We start from the raw sequence: 19,634 nt of genomic DNA on the forward strand, positions 1-19,634 counted from the left end.
TCCTCCTTTACCACAAGCTGTTCTGGGATACTTTGCGCGATATGCCGTTGACGATAACCAGCAGGATCAGGTTGATAATGGAGTTGAAGAATCCTACTGCCGAGGAGAAGCTGAAATTCGCTCCGATCAGACCCACCTTGTACACATACGTGGAGATGACCTCCGAAGCGCTTGTGTTGAGTGGATTCTGCATCAAGTATATTTTCTCGAAGCCCACGCCCATAATGCTGCCCAGACTCAGAATTAGCATGATGACGGTGACTGGAACGAGCGACGGCAGGTCGATATGCCATATTTTCCGAAGTCTTGATGCGCCGTCCATCTTTGCTGCTTCATAGAGAGATGGATCAACACCAGCAAGAGCTGCGATATATATAATGGATGAATACCCCATGCCCTGCCATACACCTGACCAAACGTAGATCGATTTGAAGTATTCTGGAATGCCCATGAAGTTCGTCATCGGGAAGCCGAGCAGTGTGAACAGCTTGTCTACTACGCCGACATGCGGGGAGAGCATCAGAATGATAATGGATACCATGACAACGGTGGAGATAAAATGCGGAGCGTAGGTGACCATCTGCACGGTCTTTTTGAAGTAACCCGTTCGAATCTCATTCAACGCCAGCGCCAGTAGGATTGGAATGGGGAAACCCGCAATTAAGGAATAAAAGCTGATGCCTATTGTGTTTTTGATTAACAGCCAGAAGTTTGGAGATTGGAAGAAGGCTTCAAAATGTTTGAATCCGGCCCAAGGGCTTCCCCAGATTCCTTTGACTACGCTGAAGTCCTTGAAGGCGATCTGGACACCCACCATAGGAATGTACTTGAAGATCAACAGATACAACACCGGGGGCAGCACGAGCAGGTAGAGCTCCCAGTGTTTCTTGAGGCTTTTGATGAATGGATGCTGCCGCTTGGGCTCCACATGTTTCCTCTGCTGGAGTTCCATCTTGGCGGGTATGCTTTCCGTAGCTCGACTCATTTGCGTCACTCCTTCTACACCTCAAGTGTAATAATACATTACATTTACATCCCTTAAACATCCTTTTTTTGTTCCTAGTTCCTTCTCCCACAAAAATGATGTAAACATTCATATCAGGTAGCGCTTTCTTGATTTGATAGTACATCGCCTGATAAACTTTTATCAATTTGCAATTTTCTCCGACTTCTCTTTATTCCACAAACCCTTGTGTGACAAGCGATTGCGAGCCGTTTCTATTGGAATTCGTATTCCTTATGTATGAATAAAAAAATCCCGGAGGCTGCGATATCTCCCCCGGAATTGACATGGCGTTCTATGTGGTTCTATGCGCTTGTGACCAATCTGAACGTATGTGTGATGGGTGCTGCACTGGTCGCGGCGGATTGTGGCAGTTCCACGAGAAGCCCGTCTTCCGTCTGCTGATACGAAAGTACGTCATTAGTGCCGACGAGTTCGATCCGCTCTACCTTTTCCAGATAAGGAATGATTAACTGTGGTTGTACAGTCTCATTCTCGTTTCGGTATATACGGAAAGCATATACGGTGTTGATCTCTTCCTTCTGGGTGAAAGCCCAATCCTTCGTAAAATATGGCCCGCAGATCCGGGTTCCATAGACGCCTTCTCCATGAGTTCCCAACCATTCACCGAGGCCCTTGATGCCTCGAATTGCCCCTTTTGGCAGACGCCCATCGGGTTGCGGGCCTACATTCAGTGCCAGGTTACCACCCTTGGACACGACTTCAAGTAGAATATGTGCCAGCTGTCTTCCCGTTTTATACTGATCATCGAATCCGAAAGCAAAGGAGTTCCCCACAGTAATACAGCTTTCCCATGGAATGTTCATCGGATGTTCCGGTATGGTCTGCTCGGGGGTAACGATATTCTCATACGGCCCACCCACGGTGCGATCTGCTGACAAAAGCCAAGGTTGTGTGGTCTGACGCGCCCGTTCCACGACTTCTCCAAGCCTGATATCCTGACCATGGCGACCTTCGCGCACCCAGCCGGCATCCAGCCACAGACATTCGATCCGCCCATAATTCGTCAGCAGCTCCATGATCTGCTCATGCGTGAACTCCACGAATTTCTCCCACAGCCACGGATACTTATGGGGATCATACGAAGGCCCGCGCCACATATGACGTCCACGCTCCATGCCCGGTGCCCAGTAATACGGGGTATGCCAGTCCGCTTTGGAGAAATATGCTGAGATGCCGAGTCCTTTGGCCCGGAATGCATCAAATAATGCTCGACAGATGTCCGCATACTTATGGGTATGAAAAGGCGTGTCCTTGCCCGTAATCCGGTAATCTGTCGTCTTGGTATCCCACATGCAGAAACCGTCATGGTGCTTGGTGGTAAACAGGAAATATTTGAACCCGTTATCTGCCGCCATCTGAGCCCACTCCTCAGGCTGGAAGCGAATCGGATTGAAGGTTTTGTTTAGATCGAAATACTCCCGCTTGAAGTCTTCCATGTCGTCCGTCCAGTCGATGTCATCGCGCGACCAATCACCATCCTCGTCGCTCAGTGCCCAGGATTCCACGAGACCAAGCTGGGAATAAGGACCCCAGTGCATCATCAGCCCCAACTTCTGGTCCTTGAACCACTCCAGCCGCTCATTCAGCAGCGGTTCCTCCGGCTTGATCCACTCATCCTCTCTGCTAAAATTGTGCACCCCGGCTTCGACGATCTGCTCTTCCTGCTCCAGTACGGTTTCTTTGGTTTCGCTCATCCTGTTTCATCTCCTCTAGATTTCAATGTCAAACGCTGAACACATAGGTTTACACTCGGCCACTGCGCGGTCAGAATAATCTTCCGATCGCTGTTACCCCCGGATTTTTTGATTATTTCCCTAGAGGGGAAATCCGGGGATAAAGGCGAGCGCTTCGCTTCTTCAGATTTCTTCTGCCCTCTCCGTTATCGTGTAAACGTTTAATTCAACTAAGAAGGACATCGTAAATCTAAGGGGCGTAGTAACTTTGTTATTTCGATTGCGGTGCGATCTTCAATCACTATGAATCACACATTCTCCTCTTGCCTCTAGGGGAATGTAAACTGGCTGATCTTGGCGAAGGGGTAGATGATTTTCTAAGGAACTCAGGACACCTTATTTAGCCTTTTGGTCCATTTTTTAAATTGTAAGGAGCATCAGACACGTTATTTCCCGAAATTAGCTTATAAAACGCTGTAAACTGCTGTTTATTCTCATATAGCGTGTCTCAGATTCGTTAGCGCTCGCTCCATGCTCTGCTTCAACCACGAGCGGAGAGGACGAATCCATACTCGCCCGGAGCGGGGCTTTTCATTGAAAAGGAACGAAATGCTCATAAATCTCAATGCCACGGGAGTCGTAAAGTATCAACGTAGAGCATCCGCTTAGTGCAATGCTTTTTACAGCGTAATTTCGCGGCCTTGGCGGGCTGATTCGTAGATGGCGCAGAGCATTTTCATCACCTCGACGCCGTCTTCGACGGGGCTAAGTGTTTCTTTACGGCCCTGCGTGCTATCTATAAAATGGTTGATTTCATTGCGGAACGAGCCCATAAAGTCGAATGATTTGAAATCTACCTGTGGAGTCATGTTCAAAATCGTGTTGAATTTCTCGCCAATGATCGAAATTTCCGGCTCCAACTCGGCACCGCCCTTGTCGCCATATAGCTTGACCGAAGTCTCATCTACTTTGGCATGAAGTGTGAAACTGACATCCACAAATAGGCTTGCACCGTTCTCGAAACGAATCAGGGCATTCGCCATGTCCTCAACGGTGTTCTGTTCCGCATCATAATCTGCTGCTTTGTAGAATGATAGATTGTTAATGTTCGAGCGGTTCCCCAATCGGTTAGATACGTTAGCGGAGACGGATTTCACCTTCGGTCTGCCCATCAGATACCAGCAGATGTCGATCACATGCACCCCGATATCGATTAGTGGACCGCCGCCGGAGCGGATGATATCTGAAAACCAGCCACCTGGATTACCCAGACGACGCAGACTTGAGGCTTTGGCATAATAGATCTCGCCCAGTTCACCTTCGTCAATAAACTTCTTCAGAATCTGTGCATTGTCGCTATAGCGGCGAACAAAACCGACTTGCAGCAGCTTTCCGCTACGATGAACAGCCTTCTCTACTTCGAGTGCATCCTCAACCGTTTGGCAGAGCGGTTTCTCACATAACACGTTTTTGCCCGCGTCCAGAGCAGCAATGCTAATCTCCGCATGGGAGTCGTTCCATGTACAGATGCTGACGGAATGAATCTCGGGCAGTGCGAGTAATTCTTTGTAATCGGTAAACACATGGGGTGCATCATATTGCTTCGCCACTTCTGTGGCACGTGCTTCATTCAGGTCGCAGATAGCGTATATTTCAACGTCCGGGTTACTGGCATAGGCTTGCAAATGACAATCGGATATGGATCCGGCACCGATAACGGCGACTTTCAATTTGGACATAGTGCTGATTCCTCCATAAATAAAATAATTGACGTCCAGCGGGTAGACGTTCCGGTTGCGAATCGTTCTTCCGATCGCTCTTATCCCCAGATTTCTTTAATCCCTTTATTGCAAAGGGGAAATCCGGTGATAAAGGCGAGTTAATGCTTACGAAGTAGCTTTCTTACAGAAAGCTTTTAACTTCGTTTCTTCAGAACCGATTTCGCCCCCTCCACTACTTTTCCTGACTGAATTAACTTTCCGTTTGAGCCATACGTAACTATTCATATTTCATTTAAAACAAGTACTCAGCCCTATGCCTCTTCCCACAGGCGGCGGACGTTATCCATCGCAATGCGTGAGGCGGTTTTACAATCCTCCATGCCTTCAAATTCAACCGAGATATATCCGTCATACCCGGATTGTTTCAACACACGGAATACCTCCGGCATGTCGATATCGCCATGGCCCACAATGGCACCGCGCAGGTAATTGCCATGCGAGGTTTGGAACCAGCCTTCACCGGGGTTCCGGTAGGAAGGTCTCCAGTAGAAGTCTTTAGCGTGCACGATCGACGCGTACGGAATGTTATTTTTTACCGCACTCACCGGATCTTCATCCACACAGAGGAAATTTCCGACATCCAGCGTAGTCTTGAAGTTGCTCCGCGCCGTCTCGTGTAACAAACGCTGAATTCGCTCGCTCGACTGCACGTAGTATCCATGGTTCTCCACGCTTGTTGTGATTCCAAAATCCGCTGCATAATCGGATATCCGCTGACAAGCCTTCACCAGTACCGGCAGGTCGATCTCGAACTGTGCTACGGTTCCCTCTGGTGCAGGGCGGAATGCCACGTCATGACGCATCAGCTTCACGCCGAGCGCTGCAGCCACATCCACATGTCGCATCACATTCTGGATCTCTTGCTCCAACGCTTCGGCGTCCTCCTGCACAGCAAAGTTAGCACCGATGGCATAATTGGAAATATCGATTCCAACCTCTTTTGCCACAGCTTTAATCTCATCAATCAACTCCGGGTTATCGATCAGACTGAATCCCATCGGCACAATCTCCACATGTTCCCCACCCTGATCGGCGATCCAACGAATGGCATCCGGCACGGTTAATTCTTTACGATCCAATGCTTGTTGCAGACTGTAGGTGCTGAGTCCAACTTTCATTTTTCCTCATCCTCTCATGTAGTCAATGTCCATACCCAACGTATACCTTTTTCAGGCGGACACGACAATTCTCAATAATCGTTTGGCTCACCTATTTTCCTTTTCCTAGCCCAAATCCGGTGTATCCACCAACTTTACGGCCAGATCAGCCGTCTGATGAAGCTCGAATATCATAATTTCATTCTCACCCTCGCGAAGAAGTGGAGCAGGTACATATAACGTTTTTTGCGGTCCTTTATTCCAGTATCGACCCAGATTGAATCCGTTTACAAATACAACTCCCTTGGTCCAGTTATCCAATCGCAGAAAAGTATCTCTTACATCCGTGATATTAAACTCTCCTCGATAAAATGCTAGTCCCTGTACTTCATTAATTGTTTCGTTAATTGCTTCGCTAATCACATCACTGAATTGTAAACCCGACAGATCGGTTAATGGCAGACAATGAATCGTCCAATCATATAAAAATTGAAAGCCATGTCGCACACCCTCCGTAATGCCCTTCGGATCTCTAAGGTATGGACCATAGTTGATTCGCCCCATATTTTCAACAAGGATCAATAGTTCTGCGCCCTCTTGCGGCACTTCAAAGGATACAGACAATGCTGTATTTCCGCGTTCCAGAACGCCCTGAAATTGCCCATCCACAAACACGAGCGCACGGTCACACACCTCCTGAACCACCAGTTCCTGTCGCTCCCTGGGACCGGATATCCGGGTTTGATAACAAATAAAGCCATAATCCTGACCCAGCTTCTCCATCGGTTCCGGATTCATACGTTGCACCGGGACTGATATCCGGTCCAATTGCGCCAGTAAGGACGCCTGCTGGCTCAACTCCACTCGCCCATAGCCGGTAGTCCCCTTCGATTTTGGCAGCACAAGCTCACCCAGACCGTTGTCGCTATACTGAGCAATGAGGTCACGCACCGCATGGAACTTCGCTGTCGGCTCACCGGATTCACTGAGCAGTGAATCATAGTCGTAACTTGTAATGGTGGGTTCGTATTGATCCTTCTGCTGACAGTTCGCCCCGTTGTAAAATCCAAAGTTCGTTCCACCGTGGAACATATAAAAGTTAACCGAAGCTCCTGCTCGAAGCATCTCCTCAAACACACCAGCCACATCTGCGGCTTCTCGGGTATGATGCGACTCTCCCCAGTGGTCGAACCAGCCATTCCAGTACTCCATGCACATCAAAGGTTCTTCTGCCTGATATTCACGCAGCTTGGCGAACGCTCCCTCCGTTCCTGATCCAAAATTGACCGTAGCCAGATGCCCCGCCACTGATCCCGCTTGCAGCATGTGGTCTGTCGGCCCGTCCGAGGTAAATAACAACACATCCATACCGCGCCCCACCATGCCATCACGTAAATATTGCAGGTAACTCGCGTCATTACCAAAGCTGCCGTACTCATTCTCAATCTGCATCGCGATAATCGGTCCACCATTGGTACTAAGAAGAGGTTTCAATTTGGGCAAAAGCACATCATAGTAACGATCCACATTCGCCAGAAATTTTGCATCATTACACCGCAGACGGATGTCATCATCAGCAAGTAGCCAGGCAGGTAATCCGCCAAACTCCCACTCGGCACATATATAAGGACTTGGGCGAACAATCACATGCAGACCTAAATCTCCCGCAGTGCGAATAAATCGTTCCAGATCAGCCAAACCTTCAAAACAATACTGCCCCGGCTGCGGCTCATGAACATTCCACGGCACATACGTCTCCACCGTATTGAAACCACAGGCTTTCAACTTGAGTAGCCGATCCTCCCAATAGTCGGGGACCACTCTGAAATAATGGATGGCACCCGACAAAATTCGAATGATCTCGCCATCATACATAAATTGTGAACCTTTATACGTTAGCACGGTCATTATCCCCCCCCTCCCTGCTCGCTCAGATATATGCCCAACCCAGACAACGTAGGGTACCATCTGGATTCATGAATGGTTAATCGCATCCTTCTAGATGTGACCTGTGGGAAACAGCAAATTCGCTTATACCCCACCACCGTCCCCTTGTAAAACTCATCCCAACCACCGTCTACCCTCTGCGACTCCAGTGTAAAACGCTCAATCCGTTGGCCTGTCTGGATATGTTCCATCAGCATCACCCGGTCAAATGATCGTTCCTCCTGCAAATCCAGCTCGATCCAAGCCTGCTCCGTTCCTTCGTGAGGACACCAATACGTTTCCCGGCGTTCCGTCAGCACCTCCGATACGGCATGTTGTTCATCCATCGTCTCCGATGCTTTTACCAGCGCCTGCAAGGCGAAATTTTCCTGGAAAATAGTGCGCAGCGAATCTCCCAATTCCTGTAGTCGCTCCACATCCCGCTCGTGAATGAGACCACGCGTATCCGGTGGCAGATTGAGTAAAAAGGTGGCATTGCCCCCCACTGCGCCGTAATAGACGGCGAGCAGTTCTTCCAATGTTTTGACCTGATCATCTTCACTGGCATGATAGAACCATCCTGGGCGAATCGAGGTATTCACCTCGGCAGGGTACCAGATCAGTTGGTCACCTTGGGAACGAATGACCTCTCGGCTTCCCAAATCACTGTCCTGCGTATTGATCCTTGTGGCAAACTCACCATCATCCACCTGTTGCGATTGCTCCTGAATCTTCTCATTATCCTGCATATGCGCTGGCACAACGCTCCATTCCGAATCACGCGTATGTCCCGCTTCATTGCCACACCAACGTACATCCGGGCCACATACCGAGATGACAGCTTCGGGCTGAAGTTCACGAATAAGCGCATAATAGGTGTCCCAGTCATAGACCTGCCTTTTGCCATTCGGACCCTCACCACATGCACCATCGAACCATACACAGAAGATGTCGCCATAATTCGTGAGTAGCTCGCGCAACTGATGGAGGAAAAACTCGTTATACCTCTCGGAATCTCCATAAGTGGCTTCATGCCGATCCCAAGGAGACAGGTACACGCCAAACTTCAATCCACCCTCACGGCAGGCATCGGCGACTTCCCGAACCAAATCCCCCGTACCGTTCCTCCACGGACTAGCCGCGACCGTATGCGCTGTAAACTGACTTGGCCACAAACAAAATCCATCATGATGCTTACATGTCAAAATCAGCCCCTTCATCCCCGCAGCCTTGCACGCCTGCACCCATTGCGCTGCGCTCAGTTCAGAAGGATTGAAGATCGACGGGTCTTCCTCCCCAGTGCCCCATTCCTGATCCGTAAATGTATTTACCGTAAAATGAATAAACGCGTAGAACTCCATCTCCTGCCATCTCAGTTGGCGTTCGGATGGGCTGACCTGTGCTGCGGACTTAATCCATTCGGCTGGTTGCAGTTCATAATTCATGGCGTATCACTCCTTTTATTTAGCGCATCCCTATATCATTGGACCACACTTGCTTGGACCGCTACTCAGTACACTACTGTCCATGAATGGCTGTGATGCAAGCAATAACTGCTGCTTGGCTTCTTCAACCAAATGTGGATCAATGGGATAATTAAAGCTGCCTTTGTACCTCACGCCTGATCCCATATGTATCTCTGTGATACCCGTCTGACTCACTAGCGTTTGAATTCCCTCTATGGTGACCCCCGACCCTGCCATGACAGCGATGTTCAAGGTTTGCCCCAGGTCCTGGAGCTGTTTCAGTTCCAGTATGGCTTCAGGCGCTGTCTGTTTCCCTCCCGATGTAAGCACACGCTCCACGTTTCCCAATGTGTTAATGGCCTTGAGCGCCTCAGTCAGGCTTGTGCTCACATCAATTGCCCGATGAAACGTAACGCCCAAACCCTGTGCTTCGGCCATACATGATTGCAAGGATATGAGGTCGACTTCACCAGCTCCTGTAAGAGCGCCGATCACGATGCCAGCGGCTCCAAGTTCCCTCGCCACGCGTACATCCCTGGTCATAGCGTGGATGTCATCTGCGCTATAGCGGAACGAGCGGCTATGCGGACGGATCATGACATACACTGGGATGGAGACTTGAGACAGCACATGCTCCATGACGCCATAACTGGGAGTAAGTCCTCCTTCAGACATCGCAGACACCAGCTCAATCCGATCAGCCCCTCCCTCCTCAGCTGCCTTGGCATCTTCCACATTCACAGCAATGACTTCCAATACAGGCTGTCTTTCCATAAGGTAGCTCCCTTCACTTCATCGTAGATTATTCCAGAACCGTTAACCCGCATCGATAGACATCACTCCAACTGCACACAGCCTGATCCATGACATAAAGGACCGACTGAACACTTCATCAGCGCTCCTGCGGTCCTTCTTCATCATTATTGACGACGGTCAGCTTCCAGATCGCAATCTGTAAAGGTTGACCTTCCTGAACGATATATGGTTTGTAGGCAATGATCTTCATGATTGGATTCTCCTTTGAGGACCGGAATGGGGGAGGCTGGCAAATAGAGAGTGCAACGGACATCATGTACTTTGCCTGATGAATTTTGTTATTTTTGTTATTATTAACGTTATTATTTATTAGCAATAGTCTAAAACGTTAGGATCAGAACGTCAATACAAAAAAAGACACCCAGAGGGTGTCTTCATGTCTTGGATAACCTTTCGGTTATCCGAGCTTTTTCTATTTTTTACGCCGAGCCTTCGTCATTCGATTAAACATAATCAGTGCAGCAATGATCATGGCTATCATGGCAATATTACTTGCCACTTCTTGTGATAAGCCAAAAAGAACTCCCAGGTTAGTCACCAGGCCTCTTACAATCAGCGCCACCACAACCAGCAGGATTGGACTCAAAAAATTATAATTTCTCATTCCTCGCAACACTCCTGACCCCATTGTTCAGAACTACGAATCCCATAACACTATCATAACAGTAGCTATTCCGTGTTACAACAAAGGACACCCGCGAACAGTGTCCTTTGTGATATACCAACGTATTCTGCTTTTGATGACAGAACAACCTTTCGATTGCTGTTATCAACTGATATATCCGATTATCTTCTACACCTGCTTGAATTCGATCCAATCAATCTGGAGGCCTGGTTTCGTGAAGTCCAGTTTCAATTCATACAGTCCTGCTTCAAGATCTACTTTGACAAGCTTCTGTCTGATCCATTTGCCTTCCGTACCATTCGTTTGGATGGTGGTCACCAACTGGTCATTCAGGAGCAGGTTACATGCACTTTGAGCAAGTTCCGGCTCTGGGGACATGATCTGTACGATAATCCGGTAATGGCCTGCCTCGTCCACTTTCATGTAGACGGGTTCAGCTACTTCAGGTTTCACCTGTGCGTTCTCAACCAGCGCCTGAGCTTGCGCAGCAGATAGAGATGCATTCGCTTGGAACGAAGCGACGTTCTCCACGATCTCGTGTTTTCTGCCGGACACCGGTGCATTCATGATGAATTTGCAGATGTTAATCGCAGAGCGTTGCAGTTCTCCGCGCGTAAGTGTTCCATTTTCCAAAGATTCAATCGTGTTATCATCCCAGCCGTTGATCTCTGCGCCGTAGTTCGGTACAACCATGTAGAGATCATTCTGCGCACGGATCATCCAGTTGGTGTATTTGCGATCAGCCTCGCCACCTTCGGTCACATCGTTCATAATCGCCCACCAGTCGGTCATTACAATACCGTCGAAATTCCATTCGCCACGCAAAATCGTGGTGTTCAGGTCGTAGTTGGATGCCGCCCAGTGTCCGTTAACCGGGTTGTAGGAGGTCATGATGGAGTTCGCTCCGCCTTCTTTTACAGCGATTTCGAATCCTTTCAGGTAAATTTCACGCAGGGCACGCTCAGAGACAACAGCATCTACTTTGCTACGGTGTTTCTCCTGGTTGTTGCAGGCAAAGTGTTTCAGTGTGGCATTGGAACCACCCTTCATAATGCCTTTCGTACATGCTGCCGCAAATACACCCGAGATCAGTGGATCTTCGGAGAAGTACTCAAAGTTCCGGCCATTGAGCGGGCTCCGGCGGATATTCAGTCCAGGTCCGAGCAGAGTATCCACCTGATTTCTCAGCAACTCCTGTCCTTCCATCACATACAACTCTTCAACAAGATCCTTGTTCCATGTCGCCGCAAGCAACGTACCAATGGATACCTGTGTTGCCTTCTCGCCACTATCCATACGAATACCGGACGGGCCATCTGCCGTACATGCTACCGGAATACCGTAGTTGAATAGGCTGTCGCTGACACCACCAAATGCAGATGCCGTTCCCGAAGTAACGAGCGGACTGCTCATGCCTTCACCACGGATAATTGACGCTAGATCCTGATCGCTCAGTTGTGCGATGAAGGCTTCCAGACTCACTTTGCCAGCCTTAACATCACTCAGCTTGTAGCCCTGGTTACCCGTCTGCTCCAGCGTTTGCGGGAGATTCTGCTCAATCCGGTTCGCCATGGAAACTTTACGCTTCGGCACTTCAGCATAGGTCAGTTCATATGATCCATCTTCCTTGCGCAGACCTGGTTTCATCCGTGTAAAATCTTCAGTTGGTGCCATCGCTTCTTGCAATTGCTCTACCAATTGAAGAGATTCAATAACATAGCCATCCTGGCCATCGATGCTGATGAGCTCCACTTGTTTCACACTGGTTCCTACATGCAGTCGGTATGTGCCTTCTTCCAGAACGTATGCGGAAGCATGACCTGTAACACCCGCATCATCGTACGATGCCATGTCATGGATCGGGAAGCTGATCGTCAGAAGTTCTGACTGGCCCGGCTGCAACAATCCTGTTTTGCCGAAAGCCACCAGAGCCTTCACCGGTTGTCCCAGTTTGCCTTGTGGTGCTTCATAATAGACCTGCACAACCTCTTTACCCGCATATGTTGTACCGGAGTTGGTCACATTGACACGAACTTCAATATAGGTTTCGCCGTCTTTGGACACGGATTTCGCTTCTTCATGCTGGGTCAGAAACGTCGTATAAGACAGGCCGTAACCGAATTCAAACTGAACGCGCTCAGGTCGAAACGTTTCGAAATAACGATAACCTACATAGATATCTTCCTGATACAGGTTCTTGAACTCATTGCCGTAGTTGCTTGTCGAAGGATAATCTTCGATGGAATATGCAATCGTATCTGTCAGTTTACCGCTTGGTGTAACGTCGCCCGCCAGCACATCAGCAATCGCGTTACCACCCTCCATACCGCCATGCCAGGAGTAAATTACACCTTGGATCGGATGTAGATACGTTTCGTTTAACCAGCTCATATCGATGATATTCGAGACATTCAGCACAACGATCGTGTGTTCAAACTGCGAAGTAACTTGCTTCAACATCGCTTTCTCATCTTCTGTCAGTTGGTAACTTCCTGGCGCATCCGCATTATCCTGGTCTTCTCCAGCTGTACGTCCAATTACAATAATGGCTTTGCTAGACTTGCTTCTGGCTTGTGCAACCAGTTCATCCGTCAAAGGCATCTCCTTTTGATTCCATGGCTCGGCAGCCCATACTTTTCCGCCATCATCAAATGGATTTTCCTCAATCCACTTCTCATAGACAGCTGCCAGCTCTTCATTCACCGTAATATTCTTTTTACTGCGAAGACCATCCAGCAGATTTGTTGTGTAGGCCACATGAACACTACCGCCTGAACCCGTACCGCTGCGATAATAATTGACTTGAATCCGTCCAAAAACTGAAACGTTTTCGTTTTCGCGAAGCGGAAGCACTTGGCCTTCATTTCTGAGTAGAACGGCTCCTTCTGCGGCAACCGTACGACTAAACTCTGCAAACCCTTCCAATGGAACTCCGATTTGATGTGTGCTCAATGATTTCCCTCCTGATTGTCATCCCCATACCTACGAATCGCTTTATATAAAATGAACTCACAAAACATACACTAGGCCACTACTATGACAGAACAACCCTTCGATCACTCTTATCCCCCGATTTCTTGATTCCCTTTTCCTAAGGGAGAAATCCGTTGATAAAGGCGAACGCTTATGCTTCTTCAGGTTATTTCTGTCCTCTCCGTTTTCATGTTTGTTTCTTACACTCATTTTATATAAAAGATATTCTATGATCTGGTAGATTCACTTGTACATAGTCTCATATTAACAGATTCTATCGGAGAAATTAAATTAGATTTGTGCTTTGTTGATATTATTAAGACTTGTTCATAATTAGTGGCATAACAAAAAGCCACGGACGTCTGTTGTCCGTGACTTTTCTTCATTTTAGATTACTCATATCAAGTCGTAAGTTTCGCATACACCAGGAAGAATAACATGTCTTCGCCCATGATGACATAGCCTGGAACTCGATAGACCAGATCTACAAGGACAAATGCCACCAGCAGCCCTACCATCACCGCCAGATGACGTGGCCGGAGTCGTAGATGTGCGTGTCTGTAACGGTGGAACACAAGGGATGTCGACAAGAAATACAGTAGCGCTGATCCAAATACAAACCCTATCATGAACACATAGTTTAACTGATTCTGATATAACAGCTGAATCGATGCAGCGATCATGCTCATAGAGATGTAGATGAACAGATGGCCGTATATGATCGCTTGCCCGGCAGTCTGAATCTCTTTGCTGACCTTTTTCTCCACGTTGTCGAAGTACTGCCACCACATCGCAATGACAAAGATGGACGTAAAGGCGGCAAACAAGATGGATTTCATGTCCCAATGATCGGCTTGCAGCACAGCGATAATGCTCACCACCGATTCACCCAGCAGGATAAGTGTAAAGAGTGCAAAACGTTCCAACAAGTGATGGGTCTGAACCGGTACCTTCACCAGGTTTTTGCGTCCGATCAGCGGAAGTACGATATCCACAGCAATACCCGCATACAAAATCACGTATCGTAACCAGGAATCGAAGAACAATGAACCTGATGAGATCAATATGCCAATAAGGAAACAGATACCCAAGTAACGAGCCGCTTGCTGCTGATGCTCGCTTTTTGACTTGTGAGCCGTCAGATACTGAATGGTCGTAAACGCCCGTGAACCGATATACCCGATGAAGAAGGAAAGATAGTATTGGTCAAAATGGGTAGAGAGGCTCGCCGTCATGACCATAACGGACAGGAGCTGAAGGATGAGGAATATTCGATGGATCAGGATATCCTGACCATAGCGATTAATAAACAAGGTCTGACCGACCCATGCCCACCAAACAGGGATAAAGATAAGCACAAACTTCATTAAATATTCAAACGTTATTACTCCGTGTTCGGCATGTAACAAGACATGACCCGCTTTGGAGACCGCTGCTACAAAGAGCAGATCGTAGAACAGTTCCAGCCAGGTAACCTTTTTCTCCATCATCCTTCAATGCTCCTTTGGTTATTCTCATAATCTAACGTCAGCTATATAAGTTGAACTAAAGATGATTCACACATACACTCCGATGACAGAATAACCCTCCAATCGCTGTTATCCCCAGATTTTTTGATTCCCTTTTCCTAAGGGAAAATCCGGGGATAAAGGCGAGCGCTTCGCTTTTTCAGGTTTTTTCTGTCCTCTCCGTTATTGTGTAAATAGATAGTTCAACCTATATAGTAATAGAACTCTTATTAATTCGCAGCTGTAGCAGGTACGAGCGTTCTTACCACAATTGGTTGCAGATTGTCCTCAATTTGAGGGCGGTATTTCTCAAACCACTCTGGCAGCATCAATTTTTGTCCAAGCGAATCAGCAGGTTCATCTTTGGCAAAGCCCGGAGGATCGGTAGCAATCTCGAACAGAATGCCGCCAGCTTCTCTGAAGTAGATTGCGTTAAAGTACTGACGATCCCGAACAGGAGTCGGTTGATACCCATAATCACGTACAGCTTCGCTCCACTGTGCATGCTCTTCATCGTCTTTTGCGCGCCAAGCAATATGGTGCACGGTTCCTGCGCCGCCCATACCCAGAGGTATGCGGGTCACTGGAACATCTACGACATTACCGATATCCCCACTGGACCGGAAGCGGGCATACTCCTCATTTTCACCCACTCTGACAAATCCCAGGATTTTCTCAAGTGCATCCATCGTTCTTTGCGGATTAACACTGAACAGGACAGCACCGCCGAAGCCTTTGATCGCTCTATCTGTTGGAATCCCTTCGTGTGCCCAAGTGCTGGTTGCTCCTTCTTCACGTTCAACTAGTTCAAGCCGCAGGCCTTCGCTATCTTCGAATTGAAGCAGGTCTTCATTGAAGCGACTTGTTTTGGTTACCTCAATGTTATACTGTTCCAGCCGGTTCTGCCAGAAGCCAATCGACCCAGGAGGAATGACATAGGAAGTGATGCCGACCTGACCTCCGCCAATTTTGCCCCGTGGTGATCCAGCCGATGGGAAGAAGGTGATGATGGTACCCGGGCTTCCGTGTTCGTCTCCAAAGTACAGATGATATACATCAGGTGCATCGAAGTTAATTGTTTTTTCACGAGACGAAGTCCCAGAACTCCGGCATAAAAATCAACGTTGGCCTGTGGATCTCCTGCGAAAGCTGTAATATGGTGAATACCTGCTGTTTGAATAGTCATGATTAATTCCTCCTTGGTTTGGTAAGCATGTTTTATATTGAGTAGGTGTTAGAGATATTTGAGTTAGTTAGTTGATTTATAGTAATTTGTATTATCTTTAAATTAAGATATATGATCTAGCGAATAATATGCTAGTCGTTATTTTGATTGGCCTGCTCTTGTTTCAATTTATCAGGAGTCACGTCATCGCCGTTTGGATCATAGATGGTTGCATTCAGCAGAATGTCGTTGACCGAACCGCGAAAAGTTTGCAGATATTCCTTGCGAAGACGAGCCTGTTCATCTTTCTCCATCTCCGTCAATCCGCCCTCTTTGGCTTTTCTTGAAAGTTCATTTATTCTGGTCAATGTTGGGATCATCATCTTGATCTCTCCTCATGTAATGGATTAAAGATATTTGTTCTTGGCTGTTATTTATATTTAAATTAAATATCTTAAGTTAAAGATAAATGATTTGTGAGCGGTTGTCAACTCTTTTATAAAAATTAAATTACTGCCCCCGTTCCTCTGCTCTACTCCATGTTGCTTTAACTATGAATCCAGACAAAAAAGGGCTAGCTCCGCATTAGTTTCACTTACTACGAACCTAGCCCTACATGTATTTATTTGATTAACCCAGCTTTTGACCACAATTTGGACAGAAGTTGGCTCCTTCATTTTTGGCTCCACAGTTCGGGCAGAAGTTTGGCTTCTTGTTGCCTTCTGTAGATGAAGAGTTACCTGAATCACCGTTGCTATTTCCCGCTGGCTTCTGGTCGTTATTCTGATTCTGAGACGAACCCGCATTGTTGTTCTGATTCTGGCCTTGATTCTGGTTCATGTTTTTCATCATTTCATTGGCCATGTTCATACCCATCATCATGCCCGCCATATCCGAAGCTGCGCCGCCGCCCTGTACTTTACCGGATGAGATACCATCTGTCATGCTAACCTGCTGATACTTTTGCAGATTACCGATCATCTCATGCGAAGCGGTCTTTGTAATCATATCCTGAATCTCTTTTGGATAGTTGAAGCTCATCACTTGGAAACCGGTAATCCCAATACCGATATCCATCATCTGCATATCCAGATCTTCCTGAATACCTTTGGCAATATCCGAAGCATTGGCTTGCAGGTTGAACATATCCTTCCCTTCGCGGCTAATCCACTTCATTAGAAGCTGATCCAGCACAGAAGTGATTCGGATTTTGACATCCTCCACCAGATAACTCTGCTTAATGCCTGCAATCTTATCGATCAGGGTGACATAGTCACTTACTTTGAAATTAAATGTGCCGTTGGCCCGAATCGGCATCCCGCCCGGGAGTTGTGGTGTTGGAATCAATACCGGACTTTGCGTACCCCAGCGCACGGTGAACTCTTTCGTATTTACAAATAGTACTTCGACCCGCATGCCGCTGTTGAATCCGAATTTGAACCCTTTTAAGGTAGAAAGGAACGGAATGATCTCGGAATCAATATTAAATGATCCTTCGTCCTCGAAAATGCCTTCCACTTTACCGTTATTCAGGAAAATGGCGTCCTGACCGGAGCGGATAATGAGTTTACTCCCCTTCTTGATCTCCCGGTTGCTCCACTTCCAAAATATCATGTCATCTCTGAACTCTTCCCATTCCACCACATTCGAAAATTGATTTCTGAAAAATCCCATATTCGTTCCCATCCCTTCTATTTAACATACTTCGCAGACTCGTTTACTAAAATGAACCTCTACTTCCACTGTGTGAATGACCGCCTCGGGAGGTACCTCCACCGCCGCCTCCGCCACCGTTGTTATTGTTCTTCTCGATTTTGCGCTTGGTTACGGTTGTACGGATGTAACGATCCTGACGATCAATGACACTGGAATTGCTTGAATCCTCATAAGTCGCTCGATTGACCGTGACACGTCCCCCGGAACGATAGGTCATCATACCAACAACAATACCGCCAAGAACCACCGATACTCCCAACTGAAACCAGCCGTTGAACAAAATATTGTTCGGATTCACACCGGGTTCATACCCCATATATTTGTAAGAGAGTTCAATATATTTCTCAAATGCGAGTTTATAATCTCCATTGGACAATTCAGAGGTAATTCGGGTACGGATCGCATCAAGCCGCTGATCGCTCAGATATTCTTTTGCCTTATAAAATCCAGCCAGATACACTTCGCGATTATTCATATCCATCGTCAATATGACAGCATTGCCAAATTTCTTATCGTACCCTAACCCTTGCTCATCATAAAAATCCTCCGTTAAGAGCATGACATCCTGATTCTCAACATTATTCGTTGTATAGATAACAAAGTCTGTCTGCCGTTCCGCGCCATACTGATTCGCAAGTAGATTCAATTCACTTTTCTCCTGCTCACTCAGCAGGTTGGCCTCATCATAGATGAGATTTTTGCTCTCCGCTGCGGATGCCGATGACATAGGAATCGACGGTGCGACAAGGGTTATCATAAGTAAAATGAGCGTAGCCATCACGGCCAGAGGGGTTCTTTTCCTCATAAGAATCCACCTCCCATCATCCAGGAAACCAGCTTCAGTGACAGCAATGAGACCGCAGAGACTCCTGCGAACCATCCGGCCACTTTGGCTTTGCTGATCGGCGGTTTACCGACCACTTTACCTGTCTGACCATTCATGGCAAAGGTATACTGTGCACGATTATAGTCGTAGTTGACCATCCACACCGGCAGCAGCACATAGTCCGCATGTTTGAGCTTGGTATCAATCTGTTTGTCCGTGTAGCTCACGCTGCTATATCCGGATACGGTGGAGGCAATATAAGAATCAATGTACGATCTCGTTTTATCCTTGGCCCGTGGAAAAAGTTCTTCGTCCGTATAACTGTATTTTTCCGCAATGTACCCCGCCAGATACGGGGTCTTGAACAATTTCAGCTGATTGTATGGAAAAGGCTCCAGCTTATCCATCAGCTCATCCTTCATTTTCTCCGATGCATCAATGGGCAGATTCACGTAATTCAGCCGAATTCTGCGGTATATATCGAAATGCTGTGTTTCCGTGTAATGGTAGTCGCCCTGGGTGTAGAATCTGACCTTGGTGCCACGACCATGCACTTCGATTTTGTTATGTAACTCGTACAACCAGAACGGTACGTACATGCCGGTAATGCTCTGAATCCGATCGGCGGACATGAAGCCACTTGGCGTTAAGAGGCCGTTTTTACACCACTTTTTAAATGCCTGCTTGGCTTGATCCTTGTTAATGGAAAAGGGAATTACCATCGCGGGGGCCAGATTGCCCGTCAGCCGATCACTCAGTACAACCGCTGCTCCGCAGAAGCTGCATGTCGTCGCACTGGTCTCCGGCTCCGTCACGATGTCAGCTCCGCAGCTATTACAGTGGTATTCCTTGACCTCATTTTCGGTGAAAACTTGTCTCTTCAACGGATCGGGGATCTGCTCTATGTTGTCCTGGCGGCCGCAGCTGGGACAGGATAATGCACCTGACACACTGTCAAAGATCATGCCACTCCCGCAGTTGGGACATTTATATTCAATAACCGGCATCTGCTCACCTCAATGTTAACGAAATATG

Annotated in this window: 14 protein-coding genes and 1 pseudogene; all 15 read right to left on the minus strand. The window is 47.6% G+C overall.

What is annotated here, in order from left to right; genetic code table 11:
- Positions 1 to 7: 7 nt before the first annotated feature.
- The 15 genes and pseudogenes from PAHA3_RS26755 to PAHA3_RS26825 all read right to left on the minus strand — a co-directional run bounded on the left by PAHA3_RS26755 (position 8) and on the right by PAHA3_RS26825 (position 19,606).
- Complete coding sequence (locus PAHA3_RS26755; protein WP_062837711.1) at positions 8 to 985, minus strand: ABC transporter permease; 978 nt, start codon at positions 983 to 985, stop codon at positions 8 to 10.
- 323 nt (positions 986 to 1,308) lie between these two features.
- Positions 1,309 to 2,721 (minus strand): alpha-L-fucosidase, encoded by a 1,413-nt coding sequence (locus PAHA3_RS26760; protein ID WP_062837712.1) that lies wholly within the window; start codon positions 2,719 to 2,721, stop codon positions 1,309 to 1,311.
- Between the two features lie 659 nt (positions 2,722 to 3,380).
- Entirely contained in the window at positions 3,381 to 4,439 is a 1,059-nt protein-coding gene (locus PAHA3_RS26765; protein ID WP_062837713.1) for a Gfo/Idh/MocA family protein, read from the minus strand.
- 293 nt (positions 4,440 to 4,732) lie between these two features.
- On the minus strand, positions 4,733 to 5,599 hold the full coding sequence (locus PAHA3_RS26770; protein WP_062837714.1) for a sugar phosphate isomerase/epimerase family protein: 867 nt from the start codon (positions 5,597 to 5,599) through the stop codon (positions 4,733 to 4,735).
- A gap of 105 nt (positions 5,600 to 5,704) precedes the next feature.
- Entirely contained in the window at positions 5,705 to 7,486 is a 1,782-nt protein-coding gene (locus tag PAHA3_RS26775; protein WP_062837715.1) for a glycoside hydrolase family 35 protein, read from the minus strand.
- A complete protein-coding gene (locus tag PAHA3_RS26780; protein WP_062837716.1) occupies positions 7,486 to 8,949 on the minus strand; it encodes an alpha-L-fucosidase in 1,464 nt (487 codons plus the stop codon). Before PAHA3_RS26780 ends, PAHA3_RS26775 begins: the two co-directional genes overlap by 1 nt.
- Before the next feature lie 30 nt (positions 8,950 to 8,979).
- Entirely contained in the window at positions 8,980 to 9,744 is a 765-nt protein-coding gene (locus tag PAHA3_RS26785; RefSeq protein WP_062837717.1) for a copper homeostasis protein CutC, read from the minus strand.
- Positions 9,745 to 10,198: 454 nt separating this feature from the next.
- Positions 10,199 to 10,390, minus strand: a complete 192-nt coding sequence (locus PAHA3_RS26790; protein WP_062837718.1) for a hypothetical protein — start codon at positions 10,388 to 10,390, stop codon at positions 10,199 to 10,201.
- 189 nt (positions 10,391 to 10,579) lie between these two features.
- Positions 10,580 to 13,363, minus strand: a complete 2,784-nt coding sequence (locus PAHA3_RS26795; protein WP_062837719.1) for a glycoside hydrolase family 3 C-terminal domain-containing protein — start codon at positions 13,361 to 13,363, stop codon at positions 10,580 to 10,582.
- A 422-nt stretch (positions 13,364 to 13,785) separates the two neighbouring features.
- A complete protein-coding gene (locus PAHA3_RS26800; RefSeq protein WP_062837720.1) occupies positions 13,786 to 14,874 on the minus strand; it encodes a low temperature requirement protein A in 1,089 nt (362 codons plus the stop codon).
- Positions 14,875 to 15,122: 248 nt separating this feature from the next.
- Positions 15,123 to 16,078: pseudogene (locus tag PAHA3_RS26805) on the minus strand (ring-cleaving dioxygenase).
- A gap of 131 nt (positions 16,079 to 16,209) precedes the next feature.
- On the minus strand, positions 16,210 to 16,437 hold the full coding sequence (locus PAHA3_RS26810; RefSeq protein WP_062837786.1) for a DUF896 domain-containing protein: 228 nt from the start codon (positions 16,435 to 16,437) through the stop codon (positions 16,210 to 16,212).
- Positions 16,438 to 16,687: 250 nt separating this feature from the next.
- Positions 16,688 to 17,731 carry an SPFH domain-containing protein gene (locus PAHA3_RS26815; protein WP_062837721.1) on the minus strand — a complete coding sequence of 348 codons (1,044 nt, stop codon included), beginning with the start codon at positions 17,729 to 17,731 and terminating at the stop codon, positions 16,688 to 16,690.
- A 46-nt stretch (positions 17,732 to 17,777) separates the two neighbouring features.
- Positions 17,778 to 18,578, minus strand: a complete 801-nt coding sequence (locus PAHA3_RS26820; RefSeq protein WP_062837722.1) for a TPM domain-containing protein — start codon at positions 18,576 to 18,578, stop codon at positions 17,778 to 17,780.
- Entirely contained in the window at positions 18,575 to 19,606 is a 1,032-nt protein-coding gene (locus PAHA3_RS26825; RefSeq protein WP_062837723.1) for a hypothetical protein, read from the minus strand. The genes PAHA3_RS26820 and PAHA3_RS26825 overlap by 4 nt, the downstream gene beginning before the upstream one ends.
- Positions 19,607 to 19,634 lie beyond the last annotated feature (28 nt).

The sequence above is a fragment of the Paenibacillus amylolyticus genome, assembly GCF_001570725.1.
Taxonomy (GTDB): Bacteria; Bacillota; Bacilli; order Paenibacillales; family Paenibacillaceae; genus Paenibacillus; species Paenibacillus amylolyticus_A.

What these genes read in the sequence shown, in the direction of transcription:
- PAHA3_RS26755 (WP_062837711.1), bottom strand. Translation starts at nt 985, where the DNA reads ATGAGTCGAGCTACGGAAAGCATACCCGCCAAGATGGAACTCCAGCAG.
- PAHA3_RS26760 (WP_062837712.1), bottom strand. Translation starts at nt 2,721, where the DNA reads ATGAGCGAAACCAAAGAAACCGTACTGGAGCAGGAAGAGCAGATCGTC.
- PAHA3_RS26765 (WP_062837713.1), bottom strand. Translation starts at nt 4,439, where the DNA reads ATGTCCAAATTGAAAGTCGCCGTTATCGGTGCCGGATCCATATCCGAT.
- PAHA3_RS26770 (WP_062837714.1), bottom strand. Translation starts at nt 5,599, where the DNA reads ATGAAAGTTGGACTCAGCACCTACAGTCTGCAACAAGCATTGGATCGT.
- PAHA3_RS26775 (WP_062837715.1), bottom strand. Translation starts at nt 7,486, where the DNA reads ATGACCGTGCTAACGTATAAAGGTTCACAATTTATGTATGATGGCGAG.
- PAHA3_RS26780 (WP_062837716.1), bottom strand. Translation starts at nt 8,949, where the DNA reads ATGAATTATGAACTGCAACCAGCCGAATGGATTAAGTCCGCAGCACAG.
- PAHA3_RS26785 (WP_062837717.1), bottom strand. Translation starts at nt 9,744, where the DNA reads ATGGAAAGACAGCCTGTATTGGAAGTCATTGCTGTGAATGTGGAAGAT.
- PAHA3_RS26790 (WP_062837718.1), bottom strand. Translation starts at nt 10,390, where the DNA reads ATGAGAAATTATAATTTTTTGAGTCCAATCCTGCTGGTTGTGGTGGCG.
- PAHA3_RS26800 (WP_062837720.1), bottom strand. Translation starts at nt 14,874, where the DNA reads ATGATGGAGAAAAAGGTTACCTGGCTGGAACTGTTCTACGATCTGCTC.
- PAHA3_RS26810 (WP_062837786.1), bottom strand. Translation starts at nt 16,437, where the DNA reads ATGATCCCAACATTGACCAGAATAAATGAACTTTCAAGAAAAGCCAAA.
- PAHA3_RS26815 (WP_062837721.1), bottom strand. Translation starts at nt 17,731, where the DNA reads ATGGGATTTTTCAGAAATCAATTTTCGAATGTGGTGGAATGGGAAGAG.
- PAHA3_RS26820 (WP_062837722.1), bottom strand. Translation starts at nt 18,578, where the DNA reads ATGAGGAAAAGAACCCCTCTGGCCGTGATGGCTACGCTCATTTTACTT.
- PAHA3_RS26825 (WP_062837723.1), bottom strand. Translation starts at nt 19,606, where the DNA reads ATGCCGGTTATTGAATATAAATGTCCCAACTGCGGGAGTGGCATGATC.